This is a genomic window from Caulobacter sp. 17J65-9, from assembly GCF_010975005.1.
GTDB lineage: Bacteria > Pseudomonadota > Alphaproteobacteria > Caulobacterales > Caulobacteraceae > 17J80-11.
The window spans coordinates 1-8,826 of record NZ_JAAIVC010000155.1 but is presented as its reverse complement, the minus strand read 5'-3'; the positions used below and the strand labels follow the sequence as shown (position 1 = coordinate 8,826).

The window sequence follows — 8,826 nt, the reverse complement described above, 5'->3', positions numbered from 1 at the left end:
AGGCCGGCGTGGTCCGCCAGCTGCTCGCGGCCCAGGCGCTCCAGGCCCACGACCAGGGCCGCCGCGCCGCCGCCGGCGATCAGCAGCACCACCGCCGCCGACCAGGCGTCGCCCTTCAGCCGCCGCGCGAACTCGCGCAGGCGCAGCAGGTCGAACTCGATCAGCGACGTGAGCGGGGCGGACACAAGGCCCAGCTTAAAGCGGATTCGCGCGCCGGCGCGGCGTCCAACCTTCCGTCGGAATTAGGCTTCGCTTTCGCCGCAATTGCTCAGCTAGAGTTCGCCTATAGGTCGGGCTGGGGGTGTCGGCGTGCTATGCGTGTGTCTGGCCGTGCTCGCCCTGGGCGAGCCGGCGGGTGAGGCGTCGCCTGCGGCGGACACGCCGGTCCAGGCCGATGCGGGTCAGGACGTGGAAACCGTCACCGTGACGGCCGAACGGCCGCCCGTGGTCAACCTCATCGACCGCCAGGTCTATTCGGTGAAGGACGATCCCCAGGCGCAGGCCGGATCGGCCGTGGACGCGCTGAAATCGGTCCCGTCCGTGAGCGTTTCGGCGACGGGGCGGGTGACGCTGCTGGGCAGCCCCGGGGTGACCATCCTGATCGACGGAAAGCGGCCGCAGAACCAGGACATGGCCTTGCGGACCCTGCCGGGCGCCGACATCGACCGGATCGAGGTTATGACCAACCCCTCGGCGCAGTTTCGCCCCGACGGCGGGGGCGGGATCATCAACATCATCACGCGCTCGCGTCGCCCGTCCGGCGGCTCGGGCGTCGTGCTGGTCAGCGCCGACAGCCAGGGCGGCCGGCAGGTGACCCTGTCGCCGAACCTGACGCGCGGGCGCTGGACCTTCGGGGCCACCATCAGTGACGGGCATAACGAACGCTCGAACGCTGACGGCCGGGAGCTCACGACCTATGACGGCGGCGGCGCGACGGCGACGCACACCTCCGAGCGACGGGACGAGCGCCAGCGCTCCGACGACCGCTCGGCGTCCGTGAAGGTCGGCTTCAAACCCGCCGACGACCGCACCCTGACCCTGACGGCGAGCGGTAACGACGGCCGCAGTGTGACCCGCCAGGACATCTCGCGCGTCGTTCTTGTCGGCCCGCCCGGAAGCGCGGCGGAAGCGGCTGGCACCCTCAGCCTGTTCAACACGGGCTCGCTCGGCCTCGACTACCAGTGGAGCAAGCCCGACGAGAGTTCGAGCCTGACGGTCTCCGCCCTGGCCAGCACCATGGACTGGGACCTCGACCGTCGCTTCCGGGCCGAAGGCGGCGCGGACTACCGGACCGCCTCCGGCTGGCGGGTCGACGAAGTCCTGGTGAAGCTGGACTACCGGCGTCCGGTCGGCGCGGCGGTGCTGTCGTTGGGCGGCGAGCTGAACCGCGAGGACACCCGTATCGCCGAGACGCTCGAGGCCGGGGCGGGCGGGGCGCCGTTTCCCGACTACGCGTGGTCGCTCGACGGGCGGCGGGACATCGCCGCCGGCTACGGCACGCTGCAGTTCGACCGCGGCGGCTGGACGGTGTTGCCCGGTCTGCGCGTGGAGGGGGAGGCGCGCGAGGTGACCTCGGCGGGCGTCTCGGCCGATCGTACGTTCGTCAGCCTGTATCCGAGCCTGCACCTCAGCCGTGAGCTCACCGAACGGACGAAGTTGCGGCTCAGCTATTCGCGCCGCGTCGACCGCCCGGACATCACCGAGCTGAACCCGGCCGTGCGGCTGTTCGATGCGAACAACGCCTTTGTCGGCAATCCCGACCTGCGGTCGGCCAGCCGCGACGCCTTCGAGGCGCGGCTGCAGCACGCCAGCGAGGAGCTCGACTGGACCGTGACGCTCTACGACCGCGAGAGCCACGACGTCCGGGACAGCTACACGGAGCTGACGCCCGAGGGCGTGAAGCTGTCGATGCCGATCAACGCCGGCGACGCGTCCAGCCGGGGCGCCGAAGTATCCGTCCGCAAGACCCTCGACGAGCGGTGGCGGCTGAACCTGACGGGAAACCTGGCCTGGCGCGGGATCCAGGTGCTGGAGGCGGGCCGGTTCCGCTCCACGACGGACACGACCTATTCGCTGAACGGCCAGCTGGAGCGGCGCGGTCCGGCGCGCGCAGACGGCGCGGACGGCGACCAGTTGCAGCTGCAAGTGCGCTATTTCGGCCCGTGGCAGTCCCTGCAGAGCCGGTCGTCGGACTTCGTGTTGGTGGATCTGACCTGGCGGCGCTCGCTCACGAAGAAGGCGGCGCTCACCCTTACGGCGAGCGACCTGTTGGACAGCGGGAAGAGCTGGTCGAAGGTCGTGGGAGACGGCTTCAGCGAGGTCGTGACCTCCCACGGACCCGGCCCTCAGGTGAAGGCGTCCCTGTCCTATCGCTGGGGCGGATGAGCCTCGGCGCCGTGCTCGTCGCTACGTCCCGGGCGCGCCGTGCTGGAAGCTCTCGACCAGCGAGCCGCAGACCAGCCGCCAGCCGTCGACCAGGACGAAGAAGATCAGCTTGAAGGGCAGGGACACCACCACCGGCGGCAGCATCATCATGCCCATGCTCATCAGCACGCTGGACACCACCAGGTCGATGACCAGGAAGGGCACGAACAGCAGGAAGCCGATCTCGAAGGCGCGCTTCAGCTCGGAGATCATGAAGGCCGGGGTGACCACGCGCAGCGGCAGGTCCTGAAGCGTCTGGGGCCGCTCGACCTTCGACAGGCGCACGAACAGGTTCAGGTCCTCGCGGTCGACCTGGCCCAGCATGAAGGTCTTCACCGGCGCCGACGCCGCGTCGAAGGCCTGGGGCAGCTCCATCTGCTTGTCCATCAGCGGGCGGATGCCGTCCTGGTAGGCCTGCTCCCAGGTGGGGGTCATGACCACCGCCGACAGGAACAGGGCCAGCGACACCAGGACCGCGTTGGGCGGGCTCTGCTGCAGGCCCAGCGCCGTGCGCAGCAGCGACAGCACGACCGTGATCCGCACGAAGGACGTGGTCATGATCACGATGGACGGGGCCAGCGACAGCACCGTCATCAGGCCGACCAGCTGGACCACCCGCTCGGTCAGGCCGGCGCCGGTGCCGAGGTCGACGTTGATCGCCTGGGCGGCGGACACCGCCGGGAACACCAGCGTCGCGGCCGTGGTCAGGGCCGACAGCAGCAGGGCGCGCCGCGTGTCCTCATTGAGGAAGCGCTTCTTCATTGTTGCACCGCCTTCGGGGCCGGCTTGGCGGGGCGACGGCGCGGCTCGACCAGCTCGCGGCCCTCGCCCAGCAGGATCAGGCGCTCCTCTTCGTCGACGCGGACCAGCAGCAGCCGGCGGGTGGGGTCCAGCACCAGGCTCTCGACCACCTTCAAGCGGCGCTCGCCGGGACGCACGGCCTGCAGGCGCGCCATCAGGTCGGGGGCGTACTTGCGCACCGCCCAGGCCGCCAAGCCGATCAGGCCCAGCGTCACCGCAAGGGCCAGGATTGCCCGCAGGAAGTCGAGAAAGTCCATACGCCCCGCCCAGACCGCGTGAATCGGCTTAAGCCGACCATAGGGCGAAAGTTACCGCGCAGGGTTAACGCGACCTTTCTGAAAGGACTCGTTAACCCGCCGCTCGGCATTTTCTTCCCTGTGTAGAGTTAACGCTCTGGGGATTCGGATGCGCCTGGACGACATTCCGCTGTTCTCGATGCTGAAGGGGCGGCTCGGCTATCTGAACGAGCGCCAGCGGCTGGTGTCTGAGAACGTCGCCAACGCCGACACGCCCGGTTACGTGCCGCGCGACCTGAAGGCCTACAGCTTCTCCGCGGCGCTCGCGAAGGAGACCGGCGGCGCTTCGCTGGCCGGGGCCGGCGAGGGCGGCCTGGCCATGACCCAGGCGGGACACATGACCACCGAGTCCAGGCCGATGCGGAACAGCCCGGTGCTGTCGCGCGACTCCGAGACCACGCTCGACGGCAACGCGGTCGTGCTCGAGGAGCAGATGGTGAAGATGGCCGAGAGCCGCATGGCCTACGACGCCGCGATCGGCTTCTACCAGAAGTCCATGAACATGCTGCGCATGGCCGCCCGCGCGCCGGGCCGCTGAGTTTTCGGGGGATTGAGCCGTGCCTGACGCCGTAAAGCCCGCCCACAACTCCACCATGGCCGTGGCCGCCAGCGCGCTGAAGGCGCAGCAGGCGCGCATGCGGGTGATCGCCGAGAACATCGCCAACGCCGACTCGACCGCCAAGACGCCGGGCGGCGATCCGTACCGCCGGCAGGTCCCGGTCTTCCAGACCGCGCGGATCGACGGCGCCAACGGGGTGAAGCTGGCCGAGGTCCGCCCGGACCAGAAGGAGTTCGACCTCGAATACGACCCGTCGAACCCGGCCGCGGACGCCAAGGGCTATGTGAAGAAGCCGAACGTCGACGGCCTGATCGAGGCCTTCGACCTGCGCGAGGCGCAGCGGGCCTACGAGGCCAACCTGAACGTGATCGAGACCGCGCGCGCCATGGAGGCCCGCACCCTCGACCTGCTCAAGAAGTGAGGGCGTAAGCCGTGGTGTCCCCGCTCATCGCCGCCAAGGCCTACGCCGCAGCCCAGGGCTCCTCGTCGCCGACCGGCGGCGCGCAGAAGGCCGGCGCGACCGGCTTCGCCGAGATCCTGCAGAACACCCTGGGCCAGACCACCCAGGCGACGCGCCAGGCCGAACACATGATGGCCTCGCAGGTGGCCGGAAAGGCCGAACTGGTCGACGTGGTCACCGCGGTGGCCAGCGCCGAAGCCTCGCTGGAGACGGTGATCGCCGTCCGCGACCAGGTCATCCAGGCCTATCAAGAGATCATGCGGATGCCGATCTAACCCTGCTCGAGCCGCTCGCGCACCGCGTCCACCAGCTGGCCCGGGGTGAACGGCTTGAGCAGGAAGGCGCCGTCGGCCACCGAGTTCGCCGCGTCCGTGCCGGTCGCCGCCCCGGTCACGTAGATCACCGGCAGGTCGGCGTTCTGGCGCCGCGCGAAGCGGGCCACGTCGAAGCCGGTGGTGCCTTCGCGCAGGTTGATGTCGGCGATCAGGGCCGAATAGCCGTGCGGCTCGCGCGCCAGGGCCGCATAGGCCTCGGCGTCGCTGAAGACGCAATCGACGGAATATCCGCTCTCGATCAGGGCGTCCTCGATCAGGGCGCAGACGTCGGCTTCGTCTTCGACCACTAGGACGCGGAACGCTGCGGCCCTCGAGATCCGGCCGCTCAATCCGGTACGCTGCAACTGCAAACCAACCCTCGACGACTTCGACACAAGCAGCTGTCAGGCGACCATCCCTTCGATGCCGCCTAGCAGCTCCGGGTCAAGCGCAGGAATTCTTCGCGCGTTCTGGGATCGTCGCGAACGACCCCGAGCAAATGGCTGGTGGTCAAAGAAGTTCCCGGCGCGTTGACGCCGCGTAGCGTCATGCAGCTGTGCTCAGCCTCGACCACCACGCCCACGCCCTGTGGTTTCAGCACTTCCTGAATGGCGCGCGCGATGTCCGCGGTCATCTTTTCCTGGATCTGCAGCCGCCGCGCGAAGCCGCGCACCACCCGGGCCAGCTTGGAGATGCCGACCACCCGGTCGGTGGGCAGGTAGGCCACGTGGGCGCGGCCGACCACCGGCAGCATGTGGTGCTCGCAGAAGCTGACGAAGCGGATGTCGCGCAGCACCACCAGTTCGTCGTAGCCGCCGACCTCCTCGAAGGTGCGCTCCAGGTATTCGCGCGGGTCGACCTCGTAGCCGGCGAACAGTTCGCGATAGCTGCGCGCGACGCGGGCGGGGGTGTCGGTCAGGCCCTCGCGGTCGGGATCGTCGCCGGCCCAGCGGATCAGGGTGCGCACCGCCGCCTCCACCTCCTCGAAGTCCGGGCGGTCGGCGTCATGGGCGGGCTCACCGCGGCGGGGCAGGGGCGTGCCGGCCTGGCGGGCCACGGCGGCGGGGTCGAAGGTGCGGTCCGGGTCGTCGCTCGTCATGCCGATTGAACGAACGAAAACGCGTTCCTTCTCCCCTTGAGGGAGAAGGAGGGCCTCGCGCGCCGGAGCGCAGCGGAGGCCTGCGCGGGAGGATGAGGGGTCTCGCGACGGCGGCCGTGCGATGAGCGTTGCCCGGCCGAACAAAGCGCGACCCCTCATCCTCCCGCGCGGACCTTCGGGCTGACGCCCTCCGGTGCGCGGGCTCCGTCCTTCTCCCTCAAGGGGAGAAGGAAAGCTGTTAACGCTTCGCCACGCTTCGTTAACCATCGGGGCGGCAGATTCTGCCCAGCGGGGGCGCGTGAAGCCGATTCCCGCCAGTCGAGGGGTTAACGGGTATGACCGGGGCGGAAGTGTTGGACGTCGGTCGCGACGCCATCTGGTTGACCATCCAGCTGTGCGCGCCGGTGCTGATCGTGGGCCTGGTGGTCGGCGTCGCCATCGGCCTCGTGCAAGCCCTGACCCAGGTCCAGGAAGCCACCCTGATCTACGCGCCGAAGATCCTCGCGGTGTTCGTCACCCTCCTGATCTTCCTGCCGATGATGGGCGCGCTGCTCAGCGGCTTCATGCGCGAAATCGCCGCCCGCATCGCCGGGATGTGATCTAGGTGGAATCCTACGCCGCCGCCGACGAGGTCTGGGCCGCGGGGCTGGTGTTCGTCCGCGTGGCGGCGATCGTCATGCTGCTGCCGGGGCTGGGCGAAGCCATGGTGCCGCCGCGCGTGCGCCTGTCCTTCGCCCTGCTGCTGACCCTGGCCCTGACCCCGATCGTGTCGACCAGCCTGCCGGCCCTGCCGGGCACGGTCGGCGGCATGGGCGGCTTCGTGCTGCGCGAGACCCTGATCGGTCTGATGATCGGCGGCCTGCTGCGCATCCTGATGATGTCGCTGGCGGTGGCGGGCGAGCTGGTGTCGCTGCAGACCGGCCTGTCCTTCGCCCAGACCGCCAACCCGCTGCAGGCCCAGCCGGGCACCACCGTCGCCGCGTTCCTGGCGCTGCTGGGCTTGACGCTGATCTTCGCCACCAACACCCACCACCTGTTCATCGGCGCCATCGCCGACAGCTACAAGCTGTTCGCCCCGGTGAAGGGCGTGCCGGTGGCCGACGCGGCCACCCTGGCGGCCCGCACGGTGTCCCAGGCCTTCGCGCTGGGCGTGCAGCTGGCCGCGCCGGTGATCGTGTTCTCGCTGCTGTTCAACCTGGCCACCGGCCTGGTCGGGCGGGTGATGCCGCAGTTCCAGATCTTCTTCGCGGCCACGCCGCTGGGCGTGCTGCTGGGCCTGTCGGTCTTCGCGCTGAGCCTGGGCGTGATCGGCATGGTGTGGATCGAGGCCTACCGCGAATTCACCGACGTCTTCCTGAGGGGATAGGACCGTGGCCGAAGAGCACGATCCGTCCTCCAAGACGGAAGAAGCGTCTCCACGCAAATTAGAAGAGGCGCGAAAGAAGGGCGACGTCGCCAAGTCGCCCGACGTCGCCAGTTGGCTCTCGCTGGCGGCCGTCTGCGGCGTGCTGGCGGTCACCGGCGGCACGTTCGCCGGCAAGATGGCCGAGGCCTTCCTGCCGTTCGTGGCCGCGCCGCACCAGCTGGTCCCGGCGCTGGAGAGCGGCGCGGGCGGCGACCTGGTGCGTCAGGCGCTGTGGGGCGCGGCGCCTTTCCTGGGCGCGGTGCTGGCCGCGGCCGCGATCGGCGGCGCCGGCGGCAACCTGATCCAGCACGGTTTCCTGTTCACGCCGGACAAGCTGAAGCCGGACCTGAACAAGGTCTCGCCGATGGCGGGCTTCAAGCGGATCTTCGGCGTCGACGGCCTGGTCAACTTCCTGAAGACCGTGCTGAAGCTGGCGGCGGTCTGCTGGGTGTGCTGGCTGGTGATGAAGCCGCACGCCGGCGAGCTGCAGAACATGGCGGCCATGAGCCCGCTGGCTTTGCTGCCATTCGCCCGCGACCTGATGCTTGCGCTGGGCGGGGCGGTGCTGGCCCTGCTGGGCTTCGTCGCCGGCGGGGACTTCCTGTGGCAGCGCATCCGCTTCCTGCAGCGCATGCGCATGAGCCGCGAGGAGACCAAGGAAGAATACAAGCAGACCGAAGGCGACCCGCACGTCAAAGCCAAGCTCAAGCAGCTGCGCGCCGAAAAGGCCCGCAGGCGCATGATGGCCAACGTGCCCAAGGCCACGGTCGTGATCACCAACCCGACCCACTACGCCGTGGCGCTGCGCTACGTGAACGGCGAGGACGCCGCGCCGGTGTGTCTGGCCAAGGGCGTCGACGCCATCGCGCTGAAGATCCGCGAGATCGCCGGCGAGCATGAAATCCCGATCGTGGAAGACCCGCCGCTGGCGCGCGCGCTGTACGCCACGGTCGACGTGGACGGGATCATCCCGCGTGAACACTTCGAGGCGGTCGCCAAGGTGATCGGCTTCGTCATGAACAAGGGCCGTGGCGCCGCGCGGTCGCAGCGCGCCATTCCCCGGTAGGAGCTATGATCGTGTCCGATTCGCAGGGCCTTACGGGGGCAGGGCCGATGACGCGCGCCGAACGCACCGGCTTCAAACTCGACCCGTGGTTCGCCGCGGTTGTGGTCTTCTTCCTGCTCGCCGTCGCCGGCGCGGCCTATCCGGCCCTGCGCAGCGATCCCAGCGCGCCGGGCCTCTTGCTGCTGGTCGGCCTGGCCGGCGTGGCGCTGATGGCCGTGTTCGCCTTCGGGGCGGCCGACGGGAAGACCAAGCCCGAGGCCGGGCCGGAGGCCCTGGTCGAGGCGCTGGAAGAGCCCGCCGCCCTGGTCACGCCCGATGGCCGCGTGCTGGCCGCCAACGCCGCGTGGCGCGAGACCGGCGCCGACGCCAGCCGCCTGCCGCGCGGCACCGCCGCCCCCGCCC

12 protein-coding genes and 1 pseudogene are annotated in these 8,826 nt (G+C 69.7%); 8 read left to right on the top strand and 5 right to left on the bottom strand.

The features are described from left to right. The coding region (locus tag G3573_RS17655; RefSeq protein ID WP_163263012.1) for a hypothetical protein at positions 1 to 185 on the bottom strand (185 nt) is incomplete at its 3' end. Between the two features lie 124 nt (positions 186 to 309). Here G3573_RS17655 and G3573_RS17650 point away from each other — a divergent pair. Further along, positions 310 to 2,385, top strand: coding sequence for an outer membrane beta-barrel family protein (locus G3573_RS17650; protein ID WP_163263011.1), 2,076 nt, complete (start codon positions 310 to 312; stop codon positions 2,383 to 2,385). Between the two features lie 21 nt (positions 2,386 to 2,406). Here G3573_RS17650 and fliP read toward each other — a convergent pair whose 3' ends face one another. Together fliP and G3573_RS17640 are read right to left on the bottom strand one after the other, a co-directional pair. Further along, the gene (gene fliP, locus G3573_RS17645) at positions 2,407 to 3,186 is read right to left on the bottom strand and encodes a flagellar type III secretion system pore protein FliP (protein WP_163263010.1); all 780 of its coding nucleotides are present in this window, start codon (positions 3,184 to 3,186) and stop codon (positions 2,407 to 2,409) included. After that, the gene (locus tag G3573_RS17640; RefSeq protein WP_163263009.1) at positions 3,183 to 3,482 is read right to left on the bottom strand and encodes a flagellar biosynthetic protein FliO; all 300 of its coding nucleotides are present in this window, start codon (positions 3,480 to 3,482) and stop codon (positions 3,183 to 3,185) included. Before G3573_RS17640 ends, fliP begins: the two co-directional genes overlap by 4 nt. A 148-nt stretch (positions 3,483 to 3,630) precedes the next feature. Between G3573_RS17640 and flgB the strand changes: the two genes are divergently transcribed. Genes flgB through fliE form a run of 3 tightly spaced genes read left to right on the top strand, consistent with a single transcriptional unit; the run spans position 3,631 to position 4,815 of the window. Beyond that, a complete protein-coding gene (flgB, locus tag G3573_RS17635; RefSeq protein WP_163263008.1) occupies positions 3,631 to 4,059 on the top strand; it encodes a flagellar basal body rod protein FlgB in 429 nt (142 codons plus the stop codon). 55 nt (positions 4,060 to 4,114) lie between these two features. Then, complete coding sequence (gene flgC, locus G3573_RS17630) at positions 4,115 to 4,501, top strand: flagellar basal body rod protein FlgC (RefSeq protein ID WP_163263013.1); 387 nt, start codon at positions 4,115 to 4,117, stop codon at positions 4,499 to 4,501. An 11-nt stretch (positions 4,502 to 4,512) separates the two neighbouring features. Beyond that, positions 4,513 to 4,815, top strand: a complete 303-nt coding sequence (gene fliE / locus G3573_RS17625; RefSeq protein WP_163263007.1) for a flagellar hook-basal body complex protein FliE — start codon at positions 4,513 to 4,515, stop codon at positions 4,813 to 4,815. Here the strand turns inward: fliE and G3573_RS17620 are convergent. Further along, entirely contained in the window at positions 4,812 to 5,162 is a 351-nt protein-coding gene (locus G3573_RS17620) for a response regulator (RefSeq protein WP_163263006.1), read from the bottom strand. The genes fliE and G3573_RS17620 overlap by 4 nt on opposite strands. A gap of 122 nt (positions 5,163 to 5,284) precedes the next feature. Continuing rightward, the gene (folE, locus tag G3573_RS17615) at positions 5,285 to 5,953 is read right to left on the bottom strand and encodes a GTP cyclohydrolase I FolE (RefSeq protein ID WP_163263005.1); all 669 of its coding nucleotides are present in this window, start codon (positions 5,951 to 5,953) and stop codon (positions 5,285 to 5,287) included. Between the two features lie 335 nt (positions 5,954 to 6,288). Between folE and fliQ the strand changes: the two genes are divergently transcribed. The 4 genes and pseudogenes from fliQ to G3573_RS17595 form a co-directional block, all read left to right on the top strand. Next, complete coding sequence (fliQ, locus tag G3573_RS17610) at positions 6,289 to 6,552, top strand: flagellar biosynthesis protein FliQ (protein ID WP_163263004.1); 264 nt, start codon at positions 6,289 to 6,291, stop codon at positions 6,550 to 6,552. Positions 6,553 to 6,557: 5 nt separating this feature from the next. Continuing rightward, positions 6,558 to 7,319 carry a flagellar biosynthetic protein FliR gene (fliR, locus tag G3573_RS17605; RefSeq protein WP_163263003.1) on the top strand — a complete coding sequence of 254 codons (762 nt, stop codon included), beginning with the start codon at positions 6,558 to 6,560 and terminating at the stop codon, positions 7,317 to 7,319. 4 nt (positions 7,320 to 7,323) lie between these two features. Beyond that, the gene (gene flhB, locus G3573_RS17600; RefSeq protein ID WP_163263002.1) at positions 7,324 to 8,424 is read left to right on the top strand and encodes a flagellar biosynthesis protein FlhB; all 1,101 of its coding nucleotides are present in this window, start codon (positions 7,324 to 7,326) and stop codon (positions 8,422 to 8,424) included. A gap of 47 nt (positions 8,425 to 8,471) precedes the next feature. Then, positions 8,472 to 8,826 (top strand): annotated as a pseudogene (locus tag G3573_RS17595) (hybrid sensor histidine kinase/response regulator); the annotation flags it as partial.

Excerpts from the sequence above, each read along its gene's own strand:
- fliP (WP_163263010.1), bottom strand. The coding sequence starts at position 3,186 with ATGAAGAAGCGCTTCCTCAATGAGGACACGCGGCGCGCCCTGCTGCTG.
- G3573_RS17640 (WP_163263009.1), bottom strand. The coding sequence starts at position 3,482 with ATGGACTTTCTCGACTTCCTGCGGGCAATCCTGGCCCTTGCGGTGACG.
- flgB (WP_163263008.1), top strand. The coding sequence starts at position 3,631 with ATGCGCCTGGACGACATTCCGCTGTTCTCGATGCTGAAGGGGCGGCTC.
- flgC (WP_163263013.1), top strand. The coding sequence starts at position 4,115 with ATGGCCGTGGCCGCCAGCGCGCTGAAGGCGCAGCAGGCGCGCATGCGG.
- folE (WP_163263005.1), bottom strand. The coding sequence starts at position 5,953 with ATGACGAGCGACGACCCGGACCGCACCTTCGACCCCGCCGCCGTGGCC.
- fliQ (WP_163263004.1), top strand. The coding sequence starts at position 6,289 with ATGACCGGGGCGGAAGTGTTGGACGTCGGTCGCGACGCCATCTGGTTG.